The following is an 18,306-nucleotide window of genomic DNA, read 5'->3' on the forward strand; positions in this document are numbered from 1 at the left end:
CACATGTTAAAGGTATTGATAGTTCTGCTAAGCATTGGTCTCGCGAGTTGCAGCCGGGTAGATGTGCATACTTACCGCCAGGAGATGCCCACCCTTGAGCTACGCGATTTTTTCGAGGGGCGGGTCGAAGCTTGGGGCATGTTTCAAAAGCGATCAGGTGAGGTGGTCAAGCGCTTCCACGTGGAGATCAATGGCCAGTCCGAAGGCAATAAGTTAATACTCGATGAGTCATTTACTTACAGCGATGGCACTAAACAAAAACGGGTGTGGACGCTAACGCCAGTTGGTCATAACCAATGGCGCGGAACCGCTGCCGACGTGGTGGGGGAGGCGCGTGGTGAGATGGCAGGCAATACCCTGCGCTGGAAATACGTACTTAGCCTTCCTGTGGATGGTAAGGAGTATCAGGTTGAATTAGACGACTGGATGTACCTTATGGACAAGAACACCATGATCAATCGCTCGTTCATGACCAAATTCGGAGTGGAGGTAGGCCAGATCACTTTGTTCTTCCGTAAGCAACCTTGAGTAGTCAGGGCCGGCGGCAGGTACATCCTCCACGTTTCCGGTGTTCAACCCACTGTGGAAGTAACTCCAGCCTGATCCAGATCTCGGGTTCTGGCATAGGAGTAGAAAGCGTGGATCGCACGCAGATGTGCCGCAGCCGTGTTGTAAGCACGGTGCCTGGGTTTAAGTTGGGTGTAGATGAATGGGGCAAGTATGGGCAACAGCGCCGCATCACCAGCTTGCACAAGCAGCGGTAGTCGTTTACATGAAGAGAAACGGCACTGAACCAGTTTCATCGGCAGCCACCTCATTCAATGACTCGCCACGAACACGGAGTAGATAGCCTGTTGAGAGAGTGGATGTGTGAACATTGAAAGTAAAACGGACAAGAAGATTACTTAGGAATTACAAGCGGTTAGCGAAAGTTTCGCTCTATTACCGGAAAACAGAAATTTTTTTCCGGTAATGAAAAGAACATTATCGTTTTTCCGGCAAATGAAATGTCCAGGCCATTCGGGAAGATCTCGGTACGACTGGATGGCTGCTCTTTCTCCCTCCACTGGTCTCAGTCGCCCACTTCTGATTGGTAAAGTGTTTACTCTCGAAGCGGTGGCCTTCACCCCCTGACGCCTATGCAGCATTCTCACACCCGCGCAACTTTGTGATGCGGGCTTAATGCGGCCGACCTATTACCGCGATTGGAGCCCGTCCCGAAATTTTTTTATGACAATATTTTTTGGATTTTGTCTATTTTGGTTATAAAAAACTGTCTCCATTTATATAGATATTGCTGATGCAAGATCACAATGCATAAGCATAATTGAGTTCAACTCATTGAAAGGTACATATTTTTAATTGAACACTAAGTGTACTTATTTGCCGGGTTTGAAAGTTCAATATTCAAGTAAGCCGGTTTTTGCTTTCGGGGCGTATTCCCGCCGGGGTTATTATAGGGGTTGCATGTCTTCGTCCGGCGACTATGATCACCCAAACGTCATGTGGGTCAGTTGTTCAAAATAACAGTCAGGGTTGGATATGGGTAACGATGGCTTGGAGGAAGAAGATCAGAGGCTCGGACAAAATGCGAAGAAGTTGACTCTAGTAAAGAATGCTCATGATGGAATCCCCAGGGATTGGAAAGAGTCTGGAGTTCCACCCAGCACTGAAGCGATTCCGTATCAGATCAGAACGATTGATCAGCGGGAGGAGCAACTCGCAAATGAGCGCATATCTGTATTCGAGGAGATTGATCAAGGGCTACCTGCCAAGAGGGGCATGGAACTCCTTGGGTTAAAAAAATCTCATTTCTATAAGTTGCTGGAGGATCATCGCAACGGCAAAAATATTGTTCGTAATCACAAGGGGACACCTAAAGGAGGCAGTAGAGCAACCTCGGGACAGGTGGCCGCGCTCAGCAAAGCGTACGAATTGCACTACAATGGCCCCAAGGCTTCCATCAGTGAGTTGCTAAAGTGGGCACGCCGTTATTGTGAAGCTACTTGTGAAAAACCGGTGAGTCGTCACACGGCAAGGAAATATCTTTTCAACATACCTCAAAAAGATCGTGACAGGAAGACACTTACTGCGGAACAGTTCGACCAGAAGTATGGCTTTAAGCCAAAAAAATTAATTATCGATGGTTTGTTGCGTCGCGTGTCAATCGATCATACTCGTGTGGATATATTACTCGTCGATGAGTACAACAGGGATGTCATCATCGGACGACCCTGGATAACCATGATCATTTGTGATAGATCGAGGGTGATCTTAGGGTTTTATCTAAGCATGGAAGCTCCGAGTATAATTACAGTTGCTGCTGCACTGGCGTTTGCGGTGATGAATAAGCAAAGCAGCTTGTTTAGCTTTTTGACTCATCCTGATGAATATCCGTTCCACGGCATCCCGTTTGTAATTTTTACCGACAATGCTGCTGAGTTTACGAGCGATGCCTTCATCCAGCAGTGCAAAGAATGGGGTATGGAGTGGGAACATCGCCCCATCGGCAAAAAATGGTACGGTGGGATAATAGAGCGTGTAATTGGCTCGTTCATGACCACCGGAGTACATTTCCTTCCCGGTTCGACCGGGAGCAACGTGGTGGAGCGACAAAGCTTTGAAAGTGAGCTAAACGCCAAGATGGACTTCATTCAATGTGCGGAGTGGATGATGAAGGAAGTTACAGTTTACCATGGTAAAAAACACGCCACACTTGGTTGTACTCCGAGACAAGCTTTCGCTCACTACAAAGATCAAGGAAAGTATGACTCATCCAGAATTATTTCCAAAGAGGATGAGCAGAGGTTTCTCATCGATTTTTGCCCAACCTCTTTCTCCCATAAGGTGCATTCATATGGCATCAATTTTGCCGGCCGCAGGTTTGCAAGTGAGGCCTTGGAAGACTATGTTGGCCAAAGGCTGGATGTGAAATACTTGCAGTACGACCTTAACTATATTTGGGTGAAAACTCCTCATGCATTCCTAAAAATTCCTTGTTCATACACTCGTGACGGGCTGTCTACGCATTGGGAATCCTACTCGAACCATAAGCAACTATCAAAGCGTATGCCAGCTTTGATTAACAAGGCAGACGGGACTATCGATGATGATTTTGCACCTCCCGCGATGGATCGGCAGAAAGAAATTCTTCAAGAAGCTGAGGCGCTGAAAACGGCCTTCATGAGTGCGCCGAAGCAGTTAGCTCTACCGCCACCACCTCCAGCTTTTCATTCCGTCGAGACGTATGACCTAGAGGACGTCGAGGAATATCCTATTGATGATAATAAAGTCTATGTTCAAACCGGTGAAGATGCCTGGGAGGAAGACGATATTTTCCATCCAGAGATAATCATAGACCAAGAAGAGATAGATTTGCTGGTTCCAGTGCTGATCATCGACCCTAAGGATACTTGAGTTATGAGCGACCTCAGTCATGTTAAAGCAGACCTAAGGCACCTAATCGAGTTGCCGGCAGAACAACGGATCAAGATCTGCCGCCATGATATTTGGATCGATACCCCTCGCCTGAAGCCGTTGATGAACTGCTTGAATCACATGATCTATACGGAAAACCAGATACAGGCTTCAAGCATATTTATCTATGGAGAGGGTGGTGATGGGAAGTCGGCCTTGTTTCATCGCCTTCAGGCTTTGGGGCACCTGTCAGGGAAAAAAATGGTATTCATTACCCTGACTGAAAATATTAACAGGTACAAATTGCATGATGCGATTTGCGAGCAATTCCATGTGCATATCGGCAAGAGAACAACCGCTGCAAACAGAATTGACATCATACTTAAGAAAATCGAGTCAGGGGAAATTGGGGCGATCGTTATCGACGAGCTGTCAGATGCGATGCTTGAGGGAAATGTCAACAAGAAAGTGATCTTGTCGCTGTTGCGCAGCCTTGCGGAAGGAAAGCTCAAATTGTGCGTGATTGCCTTCGGTAATTCCGTAGCTCTGGAAGCTATCGCGCTTGATCGAGTTCTGGATCGGCGGTTTGTGCAATGGGAACTCCAAAAGTGGAAAAAGGATCAAGACTTTGTAAACTTCATAGCTACTTATGAAACGAATCTCCCGCTCAAACTTGCATCGAATGTCTCATCTCCTGAGTTGAGGTCGCTTATTCACTCAAATTCACATGGCATTTTGGATAACATCGTGAAGATTCTCAAATGCACCGCGATGGATGCTATCGAACAGGGGGCTGAGCGCATTCACAAAGACCAATTTCGTAACATCGGTGCCTTGGCGGCGAAGTACGGATTCAAAATCCACAATCCCGGAAAGCCCAGACAGAAATGATCATACTCTCGCCCTCGCAGTATGCCACCGCCAACGATGTCTTGGTTGCGTTGACGCGTGAGGGTTCATTTTGCGTTGTTTCATCCGAGCCAGGCTTCGGCTTACCGACCTGCATGGCATATGTCAGGTCACGCCTGGCTAAGCCCATATTTACCATAGCAGATCACCCTGAACTTTCCGGTCTAGATCTTCTTGGTCAGTTCTACCATCAGCTACATATTGATGTTGAGTTTCAAGGAAAAAAAGAAATACCTGCCTTCGTGATCGAGATTGTTACCTTGAGAGAGATTTCGACGATTTTTATCGATCACATTGATGTATTTCTCGTCAGTGAAAGCGCAAGGCGCCGTACTGTCCATCAGATAAAGTCCATCCTGACCGCGCTCCCATCTGTCAACATAGTGCTTTCTGGTCTGGAATCAGATATATCGGCCATGCTTGATCTTCGAAAGTGCTCGTCACACTGCACTAAAACTTTCAGCTTAAAGGGCTTTCGAGATTTTAATGAGTACCAGTTTTTTTTCGAATCGATTCTTGCTGGACACCCACGCGCGGCGTTTGCAAACGTATCCCTGGAAGCCCTATACCACCAAACCAAGGGAAATCTCGGCGATACAATCCTCCGGCTGTTTCACCCCGCGTACCTGTACAAAGGCAACAAGTAGATGACGGTTTGCATCGATTGTTTACCGATCGAAGGGGAACTCCTGTCGTGCTGGCTTTACAGGCAGAGTAGGGTTTCTAGATACACACCGCTTGGGAGTGAGGAACTCAGCCAAATGTGGTTGACCTCGGCCCCGGCTGCTGATTTCGATCCGGATTTCTCGTTGAACTCCAGCTTCGCGAATGCGGCGTGTGAGGCCGTAGGCATGAGTCGTGAACTCAGAGCAACACTAATTCAGCCGCCTAGCAGTTGGCTAATACCGCGTTTTTACAGGCGCACGTTTTGCTATCAATGTTTGGCAGAGCAATTTCGTGTGTACGAACTTCCCACTTCGCTAAAGCATTGGTGCGCCGTGAGCACAGTGATTTGCGTGCATCATAGTTTGCCTTTAATCGATGCTGCAGAAGTGTTCGGGCCTAAACTGAACATGGCCATGAAATTTTTCCAGATGCAGGTCTTATACAAGGAGAGGTACCTTTCAGCGTCCCGATTTCAAGATGGAATGCGCTCTATCAAGTCCTTGCAATTGGTGCAGGACATGCTCAATAATTTTGAGATGGAGACTATTCAGGGCGGGCTGAGCCGCGACACTCACCAAGTCAGCGAATGGGAATTCTCGAAATTTCTGATCTGCTTAATGCTCTATCCAAGGTTCGGTCTCATCAATCGCTACATGCGTAACGACGCTGTTTACCTTCAACTCCCGGTGTTTCAACAGACATTCACTCTCGGCCCCTTGATAGCCAGTATCGCTCACCGAAGGGTCGCGCTGCTCATACTCGGCTGGCTTTACGAGGTCTTGCCAGCGGATGATTCGAGCGTGATTGAGGCTCTGTTGGACGCAATAGGTAGTGCGATTGGATTTTCTGATGCCTATGGTTTGGGCTCATCGTGCAATGGCTTCTCGCCAGACCATTCTGCAGTCATCGCACGCCGACTTGTGCAATGGCATCCATTAATAGCCTCCAGCAGGGCTCAACAATTTGTTGAGGGATTCACTGCCTCCATTGGAAAGTGAAGAGCGGTTGACCTGCTGTCTACGAGTCGAGATTGAGAGTGGAGGGACTGCATGGACACTAGGTTTTTCTTGCTAACCGAAATCTCGCTACCTTTGGGCCCTGTCTGCCTAGACTGCTTACCTGGTGGTGCCTGGATATGGGTTGATGTCCTAGTAGCCATGCCACGCGTACGCGTTCTTCAATACTCGATACGTCAGAGCGCAGAACGAGGTGCACCTACATCAGCTCTTTGCATAGGCCTATGGGGAGGGCGCCCGCCAAGCGTAAAGCGTCGTCGAATCAGTTTTTCCTCTACAACATTGTACTCGCCATGGCCAGCGGGGAAGGAACTCAATCACGCTCGTGATTTTTGTGATCTATTTTTATCTAGATTCTGTCAGTGGCCTGCAGAGATGTGCGGCAACCGTTCCGATTTTTTCAAGAGTTCTTTCACTTCAATCGCTGAGCAAACAGAAATCACCATCGCATCCATGCAAGGGATCGTCTTGTATCCATCGCTGCTGTCCAACAGTAAGTCGTCGAATAGCCTTGAGATATCCACCGAGTCTCAGGATGCAGTAGGCCCAAGAGGTGGCGCCGCATAAGACCCGCGTCATCGAGAAGCTCTGTTTACCCTGCATCCGTGATCTGACATTCAGTCCTCTCAGATGGATTTTCCATTTTTTACGAAGCTCGGCTTCGTGCCTTGACGATACGATCCTCGGTCAAACCCGCCATATCGACATCTAGTCTGCAATCGTGGCGGCTATCAAAGCAGATTGAGTGGGACAGGGGATGGCGTTATCTTGTCAGCCTGCAACCGAATGTCGTTGATGGCGTTCGCAGAAATATCTACGCGCATCGGTGGCGAAGTGACCCTGATCGACGCCACCCTGCTTCTCGGCTTCTTCCATTCTCATGCTCGGTCACCCCACATGCCGACCCAGAGGCTGTCCATCTCCAGCTGACGTATGGTTTTCTCTCCGCAACCCTGAGATGGGTTCAAGGAGCTGCTGACCTGGCGACCTTCACGTGTCCGCTCGGGTAATTTGCGCTACGGCTCCCTCAGCGATCAACCCATCTTCTTCAGATGGTTGATTACCGTATGCCTGGATATGCCCAGTCGCTTGGCAATCTCCGTCTGCCCCAACCCTTGGTCTGCGAGCGCTTTGATTTGTGGTCGCAGCTCTTCTGACGCAGCAACCATAGGATGAGGCGCTTTGGAAGCTTGTGAAGGGATCTCGCTGGTCAACAAGCCCGAAACGGTTAGGTCTTTTCTGAGGTGCTCCAGAAGCTGTTGGGGAGTTTCGCCTCGTTCTGAAGCGTAGGTAAGCAAGAGGAGCGTAAGCGGGTCTACTCCAAGGGCTTTCGCAAGATCATCGCTCACTTCGAGCGTGACCGATCGGGCGCCGGATTCGAGCCTACTGACATACGATTGATCGGCAGCCTGGCCCAGTTCCTGCTGCAACGAAGCTTGGCGCATCCGAAGAAATTGCAGAGCAGCAGCGAAAGAGGTGCGCAGTGACATAAGCGTTCCTGTGTAAACGGAACGATATGCGGCATTTGCGTTGTATAAAACAAATGCCTATAGTCATACAAGATCTACAAGTGGCGAGCCCAGGCCCAGCGTTCGGCCCAGCCAGTCGTTTTCTCAATTTACGTCCAAATCGAAACCCAGCCCTGAAGCAAAGCAAGCTAGATTTCGACCTGGCAAGCCGTCGCCGGGCAGCAAGGCCCTGAGCATCAACATCATGCATATACTTCTCTACTCCGACCTCCATGTCGAGTTCACACCTTTTCATCCACCAGAGATGGTGGCTGACCTCGTGGTGTTGGCTGGTGATATCGGCCTCCAAAGTCGTGGGGTTTTGTGGGCAAATGAGACCTTCAAAGCTCCAGTCGTGTACTGCGCTGGGAATCATGAGTGCTACAAAGGTCATCTCGATCGAACAATCGAGAAGATGCGAGCGGCAGCGGCCCCTCACGTTCACGTGCTTGAAAACGAGTCGTGGGTCTTCGGGAATGTCAGATTCTTGGTGGGTACTGCATGGACGGACTTTTCGGCCACGGGTGATACGGTCGCCGCATCCATGACCTGCGGTCGGGTGATGAATGACTTCAAAATGATCAGGGCCGACTCGAATTATCGGCGCTTGCGGCCGGCCGACCTCGTTGCCAAGAACCACGCCACGCGGGAGTTTCTTAGCCAGGAGCTGAGCCGGCCATTCATGGGGAAAACATTTGTCGTCACTCACCATGCCCCAATGGCTGAGGTAGCGGGCGATGAGCAGGATGGGCATGTCAGCGCTGCGTACTACAACAGGTGGCACTCCTTGGTGGAGCGGGCAGACTATTGGGCGTTCGGCCACACCCACTTCTCCGTCGACACTGTCCTCGGTGGATGCCGTCTGCTGTCAAACCAGCGTGGTTATCCAGGTGAAGACTGTGGATTTGATCCGTACAAATTAATCGAAATCAATTGAGGGATGGTGAGTAGCGTGAGTGCTTGTGAATTGATCGGACTTCCACCGCTAGTTGTCCAGGCAGCCGGCATCGATTGGGGAGTCACGGTTGACGCGTACCTCATGGACGCGGCCCGCGTGGGTGATCGCATCACGGCAATGGTCTATTGCGATCTGTCGGGCGTCAGTAGCGATGGCATGACCGTTGTGACCCCGAAACTACGCATGGTGAAGCAGGAGGGTGGTTACACCTTAGTGCAAAGCATGACTGGCCTCGATCATTACGTGATTGTATCTGAGCTATCGGAGCGCTCTGTAGTTGGTGCGTGACACGTCATCGCCCCAACCCCCGTGTGGTTGAGAGAGCTCGGCTGAGCTAGCTCTCGAAGACTGGCGATCCTGGTACCTGAAGAGTCCAGCCATGACTGACGGCACCTAACGGCTGAGCCAATTATTTCTGCCTGGTGAGCATCCACTACTTAAGGAAAGGTATGTCCGACCTGATAAAGATGACCCTCACGGTCAAAAACTACAATCTCAAGGCGAGCGGTGATATCGACGCAATCTACGATCAGGTACGTTGCGAAGATAGTGAGGGAAGAACTTTTCACTTCAAAGAAGTTGCAATGCTGGATTACTTAAAACGACATGGCGCTATTGTGACTGACAGTCCGAGAACTTGGTATTACAAACATCTGAATAAAAAAACAATTGTTCTCGTGGCTTTTGAAAAGGGTAACGGAAAGGTCGAGTATGACCTAGATCATATGCGGCTGGTCGCTAGATCAAGCGTTCTGAAGGGTATTGTGTTCGGGCTTGCGGCGATCCCCGCGGGTCTGATCATCGCGACCGCCACGTACGGAGTCGGGCTCTTGTTCATCCCTGTCTGCTTCTTCTACAGCTATAGAAGCCTGTTCAAAATCCCCAAAATGCTTCGTCGTAAGACGCTGGTAGACGACCTGGCCACTCACGGCGTTGTCGTTCGTTAGCCATCGGCGGCTACCTGGCTGGCCTGGCGCAGGTCGCCAGGTTCAGGCTTATGGCCACAGCCATCGGGATCAACGCTACCTGAGCGGTATCGTAAAACCTCAATCGAGATGATCAAAGGTCTATCGAGGATGACGGATGAAAGAGCTGATAATCATCGCGCCCTGCGCTCATTGGTCATTTTCTGGATGGAGTGGTCAGCATCGCTGCTTTAGAAGCCGATACAACCAGATCGCGATGATTGCGCTGCAGGTATTCGGAAATTCGAAGATCGCGCAAGACTGGCTGGAGAGGCCTGTGCGTGGGCTAGGTTGTCGAGCCCCCTGCAGCCTGCTGTGCACGCTTTCAGGGTATGGCGAGATTTATGACCTACTCATGCGTCTTGACCATGGCATCATCGCCTGAGCGTTAGCTCTGATCGGCATGTGGTCTGCCTAACCTCAAGAGATCGATCATAGCCATACTCCGCCGCAGCCGCACTACAGCCGCTTGCATGCCTGCTGCCATCATAGTGATGTCAACTCCAGCGCTTGGTGGTAGTCTCCCTGCATTTCAAAGCCCCCGCTGCTGGACGGCCTCGTTTTTCACGGCCACAGCAGCTCCGCATGCAGTCCTTCGCTGAGGCTGGGATGCCGGGGCAGGGGGTGCTAACGAACGGGAGCAAGGGATGGCACGGAGAACGTTTTTTTCCTTCCATTATCAGGAAGACGTGTGGCGATGCTGGAATGTCAGGAATTGCCTGGTGGTCAGCAAGGATCAAGAAGCCCAGGGCTTCTTTGATGGCAGTGTATTCGAGGCCTCCAAAAAGGAAGGCGATGAAGCGCTGAAGACCTTCCTTCGCAACGGTCTCAACAACACTTCTGTAACGTGTGTACTCGCTGGCCACTACACCGCCGGCAGGCGGTGGGTGCGGTACGAGATCGTGCGCAGTGTCCTGAAGGGCAACGGGCTGCTCACCGTTGATATCCATGGCGTGAGAAACAACGACAAGCAGCTCGGGGTGAAAGGTACGAACCCTCTGGATCAGGTGGGGCTGTATCTCGCCAACGGCAAAATTCTCTTCGCGGAGGTCAAGGGCGGAAAATGGGTAAGGTATGAGGATTACACCCTTGCCATTCCGGCCGCTGATCTGTGGTTCGATGCTCCTACCAGCGACACGGTAGTCCCCCTTTCCAAGCACTGCATGAGATACGACTTCGCCGCTCGGCAGGGACAACATCGCTGGCTGGATCGAAACGGCGGCAGGCCTGGCTGGCCGTTAGAAATGCACTCCTAGCCGTGGTGGCTCACAGCAATCGACATTTCAGATCACCCAGGTATTTCACATGGCAGTTATACAGCGCCTAGCCGGCGTCAGGATCCACCTGTCCGGATCAAATAAAGAATCGAAACCAGAGATTGCTGCTTTCGTACAGAAGCTCGCAGCTAAGGTCTTCAGCGAAGGGGGCTCCATTGTCCATGGAAGCCATCCCACATTCACTGCGCCACTGCAGAAGGCAGCGAAAGACTTCATCGAAGCAGGTGGTAGCAAAGGTGCGCTTACGCTAGTTCGAGCGAAGAGCTTCTCGACCGACCAGTACACCGCTGAAATTGAAGTGCAGAGAGCATTTGCTTCTGTAGAAATTGTGCCTGCAGATAATAGCGATGGCACCGCAGCAGACGGTCTGACCCCGATGCGAGATTGGATGGCGGATCGTTCTGACGTCGTTGTCTGCGTGGGAGGCGCTTGGTGGGACGTCAACAAAGCAAAAGCGGGCGTTCCCAATGAGCTTGATGCAATGCTTGAGCTCGGTAAGCCTGGCTTTGTCGTAGCTGGCTTCGGCGGGGCAATCGCAGGCTATCTCAAAGAAGATCCTTCGTTGTTATCACGCCTGCGCAACGGCTTGTCTGAGGATGCCAATAAGGTCATTGCCGAAAGCACGTCTGAAGACCAGGTCGTGGATCTGATTGTCGAACAGCTGAAAAACCTTCCACTGACCCGGCGGAATATTTCGCGGGGTCGCAACTTCCGTATCTTGGCCCTGGACGGCGGAGGGCTCAGAGGTACCTTCACAGCGGCAGTCTTGGCTAAGTGGGACGATATGCTGAAGGAGGGTGGTGGGAACGATCTCATTTCGCATTTCGACTTGGTTGCGGGCACCTCTACCGGTGCAATCCTGGCAATTGGCCTCGCCATGGGGCTTAAGCCTCGTGAAGTCCTCGCATTCTACAAGGAGAAGGGCCCCAAGATTTTCCCGAAGGATCGTAAGCTTCGGCATTGGCTTAAATCCAAGCATGACTCAGCCACGCTCCGGGGCCTGCTAAAAGAGGTCTATGGCGATAAAACGCTGGCTGCAGACTCGCTGTGTCGTCTGGTGATTCCCACCGTCAGGGCTAAGCATGGTCAGGCAGAGGCGATCGTTACCCCTCATAGCCCAGATCGCACAGCTTACCGAGGTATCTCAGCCGTTGATGCAGCATTGGCTTCCTCCGCGGCACCTACCTACTTCGATGAAGTTACCTTCGACGGGCCCATCGCGCTGGAAACGTTCCTCGATGGGGGCGTATGGGCGAACAATCCTATTCTTCCAGCTCTGGCCGAAGCGGTGCGCTACCTGAAGATCCCTCTAGACAGGATTGATGTGCTGAGCATCGGCACGCTCAGTAGCGAAAGCGACTTCACCGATCAACTCGGCAAGGGTAAGGCTGGCTGGGCGCCCCACAGCGTCGATCTCTTTTTTGCCGCCCAAGAGCATGGCGCCCTGGCACTAGCTGAAAGCTTCCTGGGCCCAACGCGCCACGTACGCGTTAACCAGCAGACCCCTGTAGAAATCAAGATGGATGACGCCGAGGCAATTCAAGATATGGCGCTACGAGGCAATGAGGCTGCGAAAGAGCACTTTGCGGAGGTGCGCTCCAGGTTCTTTGATGGCCAACATGTTGATAAGTGGAAGAAATTTTAACCAGGTGCTGATGTTGTAGTGATGGTTTTCTCAGCATCTGTATTGTTCATTTGAGTTGGTCGAGAGGGATCTATGTTTATTGATCTAACTGTTAAGAACGTCTACCCCACCTCCAGATGGAGTTCTGATCAGATCGAATCGTACAAGGCGAGGAAAGGTGATCTATTAATTAATCTCGAAAAGTACCTTCTCGATGGAACCAATGTACTGGACGCTAAGAAAATCCAAGAGTCAGTTTTTCCGCAGCGTGACATTGATGTCTTTATCTCTCATTCTCATGCGGATGAAGATGAAGCAGCCAGGCTAGCCCTGAGTATGGAAGATATTGGCCTTACAGCTTTCGTAGATTCCTGTGTGTGGGGGCATGCTGACGAACTTTTGCAGGAAATTGATAATAAATTTTGCATCCCTGATGGTTGGACTAATTATAGTTATAATCTGCGTAACAGAACGACGACAAATGTACATTTGATTCTGAATGCGGCGTTGCAGCAAATGATAGCGCGGTCAGAACTGTTCATTTTCCTAGGTAGTGAAAATGCAATAAAGATTGATGACTATATGTCAGGCGAAGGCCGCCTCTCATCGCCGTGGATTTTTTCAGAACTTACGTTCGCCAAGAGCGTCAAGCGTTCTCATCGAAGAGTTTTTTCTAGTTCCAATGAGAGCTTCGAGATCATGGGTAGTCAGAGAAGTGCGTCTGGAGCCGAGTTTAGATTCGATCTGCCAAAGCTGAAATATGAAATAGATTACGAGGGATTCAGTGCTTGGTTGAATGACGGGGAGAGTGTTCGGTCAAATATGGCGGGCCGCATTTCTGGGCTCACGCACCTTGATAAGCTTTACAAAAAACTAGGGGTAGCCCTCAGTCAGTTTTCTGTGCCAAGGTGGAAATCAAATAATTACTAGCATTGCAAAATGCTTAGTCATTTTTTAAGCGAATCCTCTATGTCATTCATATATAATTTGGCTGTCTTAGGTTCACCCACGGCTGCGCAAATATCTGAGTTAGAAACCGCTGTTGCCGAGTCGGTTAGAATGTTTGATTTGCGCTTGGGCGCGGAGATTAGCTGGGAGGTAGTTCCAGTCGTATTTACCCCTAATCAACAACGATCTGCTGCAGTGGTGTTTTTCGGCGGAGTCGGTGCAGACCACCCCAGCTTGCCAGGCTTGCTGCGAAGCGGTGTTCCCATCGTTCCAGTCGTGTCTGACCTAGGTCGAGTTTCTATTGAAGTCCCAGAAATTCTTCGCCCCTTGAATTGCCTATCTTACACCAATGGTGGGGCGAAACGTGTGGCCACTGCGCTTCTCGAATGCGCGGGCTTGCTCCCAAAACAACGCCGGGTGTTTGTCAGTTATCGCCGAGATGAAGCTAGACAGGCAGCGTTGCAGATGTTCGATGAACTCTCTGCCAGGCATTTTGACGTTTTCCTCGATACGCATAGCATCGCGCCGGCGGAAGATTTTCAAAACATGTTATGGCACCGTCTTTGTGACTCAGATGTTCTGCTGATGCTCGACACACCAGATTATTTCAAAAGCCGATGGACGGCAGCTGAATTTGGAAGGGCGCTTGCGAAAGGGATCGGTGTACTTCGGGTAGCATGGCCTGAGGCCAAAGGCTCGGAGCGCGTAAAAACAGCAAGCCTCGCTGAGCTCAACGCGAGTGACGTAGATGGCGCGACAGGCCGGATCAGTGATTGCGCAGTTGATCGAATTTGCTTCCAGCTCGAAGAAGTACGGAGCAAAAGTCATGCGGTCAGAAGCGTAAACCTGGTAAGCAAGCTACGCATAGGCGTTGAGCAGATTGGTGGTGAAATGCTTGGTGTTGGCGCTGGTCGTTTGATTCATGTGCGACTCCCAGATGGAGCGTTGATCGTAGTCTACCCCGCGGTAGGTGTACCTACGTCTATGACGATGCACGAAGCCTCAATGAACTCTCCTGATGAAACCGTGGCCATACTTTATGACCATGTCGGGCTTCATCAGCAGTGGTTGAGTCATCTGGATTGGCTGGGCCAGTCCATACATAGAACGCGCTGGGTTAAGGCCTGTGACGCGGGTTGGGACTTAGCGGACTGGAGGGGGTGAAAGTGGGGGCGATTTTTCTGTCGGCAAGTATCCCAGTGGCTGGGCGAGGTCAGTATTTTGAGACCGCTGACCCGTTTCTTATCCAGTGTGCCGTTCGCGAGTTCGCCATCGCTGCCGTTCGCCAGCATAAGATTGTATGGGGTGGCCATCCAGCAATCACCCCAATGATCTGGAGCATTTGTGAAGATCTCGGTGTTGATTACGCAAGCTCTGTGGTTCTGTATCAAAGCCTATTTTTTGAAGGGAGCTTCCCAGAAGAGAACCAGCGTTTTGACAACGTGATCTACACAGATGCCGTGCCAAACAATCTCCAAGGCAGCTTGCTATTGATGCGCGAACAGATGCTCTCTCGGCCAGATCTAATCGGTGCTGTGTTCATTGGCGGGATGGACGGTGTTGAGGTCGAATACGATATCTTCAGACAGTTCAATCCAGACGCTTTCATTCTACCGGTTGCCGCACCAGGAGGTGCAGCGCTCAACCTCGCCAGGGATAAAGACTATTTCACTGGTTCCGAGCTTGAGGACATAGATTTTGCATCGTTATTCAACCGGTTTTTGCCTGCCCGTTGATCGTAGGTGAGCTGCCAAGTCAGCAAGCTTGGCAGGTAACTAACCCGTGGGTTGCAGATGACATCTCCCAGCCAGGTGCATTCGGATGGGTTGGCGTATTCGTGAGCGATAATGAGGAAGCCGTTCCGATCAGTGTTGGGCTATCGAGATTGGGCGTAGTACGAAAGATTTTAGTGAAGGAGCATTAATGTATTTAGGGTTTGAGTTAGAGGGCTTCAAGTCACTTGGCAGTGTGACGCGGCAAGAAATTGATAATTATAAGGCGAATTCTGGCAGGCTAAATATCAGCAAACTCACGAATGCCATTGTCGCACAGCTGGGAGGTAAGGACGTATTAGGTGCTAGAGAGATTTCTCAAATCTTATTCCCTACTGGGCAGGCACACATTTTTCTCTCTCATTCCCATGGCGATGAAGAAAACGCCATAAAATTTGCGGTCTCGATGGAGAGGAGGGGTGTCGAGGTATTCATCGACTCGTGTGTTTGGGGTAGCGTTGACGAGCTTTTGGATGCTGTGAATGAGCAGTACTCAGAATCTGAAATCGTCGGCGACCAGAAATATTACTCGCACAGAAAATGTGATGAGGCTGCAGCTGCAGCTTACGTCATTTTGATGACAGAGCTTCACAGGATGATCGACCAGACGGAATGTTTTCTCTTCTTGAATACCAGTAAATCGGTGCCCCTGAGAAGTGCTGGTAGAAATCAGACCTTGTCGCCTTGGATTTACTCCGAACTTTCATTCAGCGCGCAGGTTCGCAGCAAAGTTCCCCGCAGAGATCGCCTTCCCAAATCTGAGCGTTTTTTTGCAGATGAGATGTCCATGAATGAGGCGTCTTATAGCCCCAAATCTGCCTCGTTCGGATTCGACATTCCAACCGAGCACCTGCCTAAAATCAGTGGTAAAGAGCTGAAGGATCATTTTGAGCGTGTAAGCCACAGAGGCGGCTTCTATCTTGACTCACTGTATTACGCATACGGCCTCGAAGAGGAGTTCTCTGAAAGGTCGGATGAAAATGCATAGGCATGGTATCGCCGAGGGGCGTGGAGGAACGGGAACAGCCAACCGCTCACCCTTGTCGACCGGCCTCAATATTCGCTTAACTTGATGACGGATGATCGGCTAAAGTGTGCTACGAGTCACATTTTTTTGCCGCGATAGACTGGAAAGTGAGCAATGGATTGCGATCAACTGCTGGACGACCTACGTCGCTATGTGGCTGCTGAGCCGGGGTCACTGGAGGCCGCAGTCCAGGAGCTCTTTGAAGGGCTAGCAAGGGACAATGAGTTGGTGGCGATCACTGCTCATCTGCGGTCGTCCGAACACTCAGCCCTGGGATCTGTGATCAGAGAAGTCTCAGCACGCCCAGGCGCTTTTCTGCGAGTCCAGGAGCGACTCAAAAGGCTCCGTGTGGAGCGGCAAACCCAGGGTTCCGAACACACGTCGAGAAAACCCAGGAACAAGGATGCACTCCTCAGGGAGCTCAATGCCCTTGTGTCCGCTTCCGATCTGTCAGCAGCAGAGCGTTTGCTGCTCGACACTCTTGAAGATGGCCAAGACCCTGACTATCTGATGTTGCTGGGGCGGGTCTTCACGCTTCAGCACCGCCTCGTTGAGGGTGCGAAGGCGATGCAAACAGCCGATGCCATCCGGCGCCAGCAAGGGGTATTCTCCCGTGGCTACTCGTCTAGCCAGGACGATCAACTGAGCGCAGACGACTTAGAGTTCATCCAGGTAAACGCTCGCGAGTTTGCGCCACTAGAGTGGGAAGCTGAAGAGCCGAAACCCATGCGTCAAGGTGAAGGCTCGTCGGTGCATGCGGCGGTCAACCCAAGAACTGAAGTGCTCAGCACTGTAAGCGGAGCACCGCCGCATAGGGAGGGTGCTCCAAAAGAGCCTAAGCGCAGGCTCAGCCTGAACCCATTGAAAGCTATCAAGCCCGACAGCGAAGACGGCGCTCAGCCCCGGGTTGTCAGCAAGACATCGCGAACATTCACCATTCCACTCAACGCTTCTGACCTTGCAGCAGCGCACGTCCCTGAGGAGCTGGACTCTCAGGTTGACGTAGGGGTTTCGCATGGCTCATCGACGGATTTTTTCACCGATGCACCTGTCTCTGACGTGTTGGTGACCCCTCGCGACCAAGATGCTTTCCACCTCGACCAAATCGATGGCATCGATGAGTCCATCATGCTGGATGCCGAATCGTACTCGGAATACTCCAGCTTTGACCCGAACGCCGCGGACGACTTCTCCGATTTGGCGCTCTATGACTCGATGGGAGAATTAGAAGGCATTCTTCCGGCCAGCGGTGCATACCATCCTGATTTTGAAGATGAGTTTGCTATCTATGCCTTCGATCCAGACTCGTTGTCGGAAGACGATGACTTCAAGGTTGAACCTAAAGAGGCTGCATCAGAGTATCAGCTAACCCGCGAGGAGCGTGCGCTCCAAAAGGCCGTTGCGCTCATAGTCAGGTATGACTGGCCGCACGCTACGCGTTTCCTAATTCAACAGATTTTTGTGATGAGCGGGTGGGGAGCTACCAGGCTCGCTTTGGAGCGAGCGATTGATGAAGGGCTGACGCCAGGGGAGCTCGTCCTAGCTGCACACATCAAGGTGATTTGGGCAGACAATGACCTGTACTGGATCGCTTTCGACAGCACTGGCAGTACTCGCTTGTCTTATCACGCTCTCTCCTGGCGTACGGCGCTGCTGATTGTCCGATCTTTTGGGTCGATTCCCCAGGTGGAAGAAATAGATGTTCTGTTGGAGCAGCTGTTCGAGTACTGGTATGAAAACGCAACGCTTCGGCGTGTGTTCAAAGCTTTCGCAATATACCTCTGGTACCGCTTTGGTGATATAGAAGGCGTCCTTCCACCAAGCGTCTTTTGGGACTTCGATTCACCCTATCGTTGGCCGAAAGAAGAGTACAGCGACCTTGGCGTCCCGGATGACCTGGGAATTCAGGAGCTCCAGAAGCTTCGGTCACATGGCGTACCCAACATCAAAGACCCGCAAGTGCCTGGCTGCTATTTCAGTGACCTTCCCATCAAATCGGAAGCGGAGGAGGTCGCTCGGGTTGAAGGACAGGGGAGTGATGAGCCAGCCGAATCAACCACCGGCAACGTTGATAGCACCGAGCATGCCGCAGAAGTGCCACTTGCGGAGCTCGCATCGCAAACCACCTTTGAATTCACAGAGCAGCAATGCTCGGCACCCACACTCGACTCGACGATCGAGTCTTCTTCCCAATCGCTAAGTGCCAGTTGATCGGACTC

Annotated in this window: 18 protein-coding genes; 17 read left to right on the forward strand and 1 reads right to left on the reverse strand. The window is 51.2% G+C overall.

Features of this window, described 5'->3' with window-relative positions:
- Nucleotides 1–3: 3 nt before the first annotated feature.
- The 6 genes from JFT44_RS11380 (at nucleotide 4) to JFT44_RS11405 (ending at nucleotide 6,938) form a co-directional block, all read left to right on the forward strand.
- Nucleotides 4–528 carry a DUF3833 domain-containing protein gene (locus JFT44_RS11380; RefSeq protein ID WP_128593075.1) on the forward strand — a complete coding sequence of 175 codons (525 nt, stop codon included), beginning with the start codon at nucleotides 4–6 and terminating at the stop codon, nucleotides 526–528.
- Nucleotides 529–1,542: 1,014 nt separating this feature from the next.
- On the forward strand, nucleotides 1,543–3,417 hold the full coding sequence (locus JFT44_RS11385; protein ID WP_198830655.1) for a Mu transposase C-terminal domain-containing protein: 1,875 nt from the start codon (nucleotides 1,543–1,545) through the stop codon (nucleotides 3,415–3,417).
- 3 nt (nucleotides 3,418–3,420) lie between these two features.
- Complete coding sequence (locus JFT44_RS11390) at nucleotides 3,421–4,308, forward strand: TniB family NTP-binding protein (protein WP_198830656.1); 888 nt, start codon at nucleotides 3,421–3,423, stop codon at nucleotides 4,306–4,308.
- On the forward strand, nucleotides 4,305–4,973 hold the full coding sequence (locus JFT44_RS11395; RefSeq protein ID WP_198830657.1) for a hypothetical protein: 669 nt from the start codon (nucleotides 4,305–4,307) through the stop codon (nucleotides 4,971–4,973). Before JFT44_RS11390 ends, JFT44_RS11395 begins: the two co-directional genes overlap by 4 nt.
- A gap of 114 nt (nucleotides 4,974–5,087) precedes the next feature.
- Nucleotides 5,088–5,990: a hypothetical protein gene (locus JFT44_RS11400; protein WP_198830658.1), complete on the forward strand. Its 903-nt coding sequence runs from the start codon at nucleotides 5,088–5,090 to the stop codon at nucleotides 5,988–5,990.
- A gap of 804 nt (nucleotides 5,991–6,794) precedes the next feature.
- On the forward strand, nucleotides 6,795–6,938 hold the full coding sequence (locus JFT44_RS11405; RefSeq protein WP_269835604.1) for a hypothetical protein: 144 nt from the start codon (nucleotides 6,795–6,797) through the stop codon (nucleotides 6,936–6,938).
- A 104-nt stretch (nucleotides 6,939–7,042) separates the two neighbouring features.
- Here the strand turns inward: JFT44_RS11405 and JFT44_RS11410 are convergent, their stop codons facing one another.
- Complete coding sequence (locus JFT44_RS11410) at nucleotides 7,043–7,498, reverse strand: helix-turn-helix domain-containing protein (protein ID WP_198830660.1); 456 nt, start codon at nucleotides 7,496–7,498, stop codon at nucleotides 7,043–7,045.
- A gap of 223 nt (nucleotides 7,499–7,721) precedes the next feature.
- On the opposite strand from JFT44_RS11410, the gene JFT44_RS11415 reads away from it, so the two are divergent.
- The 11 genes from JFT44_RS11415 (at nucleotide 7,722) to JFT44_RS11465 (ending at nucleotide 18,298) form a co-directional block, all read left to right on the forward strand.
- A complete protein-coding gene (locus tag JFT44_RS11415) occupies nucleotides 7,722–8,453 on the forward strand; it encodes a metallophosphoesterase (protein ID WP_198830661.1) in 732 nt (243 codons plus the stop codon).
- Between the two features lie 15 nt (nucleotides 8,454–8,468).
- Nucleotides 8,469–8,762: a hypothetical protein gene (locus tag JFT44_RS11420; RefSeq protein WP_274090436.1), complete on the forward strand. Its 294-nt coding sequence runs from the start codon at nucleotides 8,469–8,471 to the stop codon at nucleotides 8,760–8,762.
- Nucleotides 8,763–8,923: 161 nt separating this feature from the next.
- Nucleotides 8,924–9,421: a hypothetical protein gene (locus JFT44_RS11425; protein WP_198830662.1), complete on the forward strand. Its 498-nt coding sequence runs from the start codon at nucleotides 8,924–8,926 to the stop codon at nucleotides 9,419–9,421.
- A gap of 136 nt (nucleotides 9,422–9,557) precedes the next feature.
- A complete protein-coding gene (locus JFT44_RS11430) occupies nucleotides 9,558–9,824 on the forward strand; it encodes an antitoxin Xre/MbcA/ParS toxin-binding domain-containing protein (protein WP_198830663.1) in 267 nt (88 codons plus the stop codon).
- Nucleotides 9,825–10,161: 337 nt separating this feature from the next.
- Entirely contained in the window at nucleotides 10,162–10,695 is a 534-nt protein-coding gene (locus tag JFT44_RS11435; RefSeq protein WP_374068026.1) for a TIR domain-containing protein, read from the forward strand.
- Nucleotides 10,696–10,744: 49 nt separating this feature from the next.
- Nucleotides 10,745–12,361, forward strand: a complete 1,617-nt coding sequence (locus JFT44_RS11440) for a CBASS cGAMP-activated phospholipase (protein ID WP_198830665.1) — start codon at nucleotides 10,745–10,747, stop codon at nucleotides 12,359–12,361.
- Between the two features lie 72 nt (nucleotides 12,362–12,433).
- Entirely contained in the window at nucleotides 12,434–13,270 is an 837-nt protein-coding gene (locus JFT44_RS11445; RefSeq protein ID WP_198830666.1) for a toll/interleukin-1 receptor domain-containing protein, read from the forward strand.
- Between the two features lie 129 nt (nucleotides 13,271–13,399).
- Complete coding sequence (locus JFT44_RS11450; RefSeq protein ID WP_233098334.1) at nucleotides 13,400–14,452, forward strand: toll/interleukin-1 receptor domain-containing protein; 1,053 nt, start codon at nucleotides 13,400–13,402, stop codon at nucleotides 14,450–14,452.
- A 2-nt stretch (nucleotides 14,453–14,454) separates the two neighbouring features.
- Entirely contained in the window at nucleotides 14,455–15,024 is a 570-nt protein-coding gene (locus JFT44_RS11455) for a hypothetical protein (protein ID WP_198830668.1), read from the forward strand.
- A gap of 187 nt (nucleotides 15,025–15,211) precedes the next feature.
- Nucleotides 15,212–16,048, forward strand: a complete 837-nt coding sequence (locus JFT44_RS11460) for a toll/interleukin-1 receptor domain-containing protein (RefSeq protein ID WP_198830669.1) — start codon at nucleotides 15,212–15,214, stop codon at nucleotides 16,046–16,048.
- A 471-nt stretch (nucleotides 16,049–16,519) separates the two neighbouring features.
- Nucleotides 16,520–18,298, forward strand: coding sequence for a hypothetical protein (locus tag JFT44_RS11465; protein ID WP_198830670.1), 1,779 nt, complete (start codon nucleotides 16,520–16,522; stop codon nucleotides 18,296–18,298).
- The last annotated feature ends 8 nt before the right edge of the window (nucleotides 18,299–18,306 follow it).

This window comes from Pseudomonas sp. MF5691, assembly GCF_016405645.1.
Taxonomy (GTDB): Bacteria; Pseudomonadota; Gammaproteobacteria; order Pseudomonadales; family Pseudomonadaceae; genus Aquipseudomonas; species Aquipseudomonas shahriarae.